The following is a 581-nucleotide window of genomic DNA, read 5'->3' on the forward strand; positions in this document are numbered from 1 at the left end:
ACACAATGCCTGTCATCGCTATCGCGTCCCCCAAAGGAGGCGCTGGAAAATCGACTACTGCTGTCATCTTAGGAACCCAGCTTGCACACTATCGAGCAGAGGTAACTCTGTTAGACTGCGGCCCGCAGTCACGCGCAGGCGGTGCAGCCGGCGAGCATGGCGAGGACGCGCGTTGACCCACCTGTTGCTGACTGGGCGGCTCCCAGCCAGCTCTTTCCCTTTTTTATCGGGTCTTTCTTTTTACCCGGTTTTTCTTTTTATCTAGTTTTTTCTCTTACCGGGTTCCTGCTCTTATCCGGTTTTTTGCCTTGATCCCGCTTCAGAAGCCGCCAATGGAAGGGTGAGTTGGAACACTCCTATTGAAGTCCTGGGAAGATATTACCCGGTTATGTTTATTACCTGATATATGTTTTTATCTGGTTTTAACAATTATCCGGTTTACTAAAACAGGAGGCGGCACTACGAACTTAGGTCAGCACGGCTTCTTTGAGCGGAGAACACAATGCCTGTCATCGCTATCGCGTCCCCCAAAGGAGGCGCTGGAAAATCGACTACTGCTGTCATCTTAGGAACCCAGCTTG

General features: G+C 50.8%; 1 protein-coding gene. It reads left to right on the forward strand.

Annotated features, from left to right (window positions below; genetic code table 11):
* Positions 1-5: 5 nt before the first annotated feature.
* Positions 6-176 carry a ParA family protein gene (locus HK24_RS11645; RefSeq protein ID WP_198942129.1) on the forward strand — a complete coding sequence of 57 codons (171 nt, stop codon included), beginning with the start codon at positions 6-8 and terminating at the stop codon, positions 174-176.
* Positions 177-581: the final 405 nt, after the last annotated feature.

This window comes from Gluconobacter sp. DsW_058, assembly GCF_002153615.1.
GTDB lineage: Bacteria > Pseudomonadota > Alphaproteobacteria > Acetobacterales > Acetobacteraceae > Gluconobacter > Gluconobacter cerinus.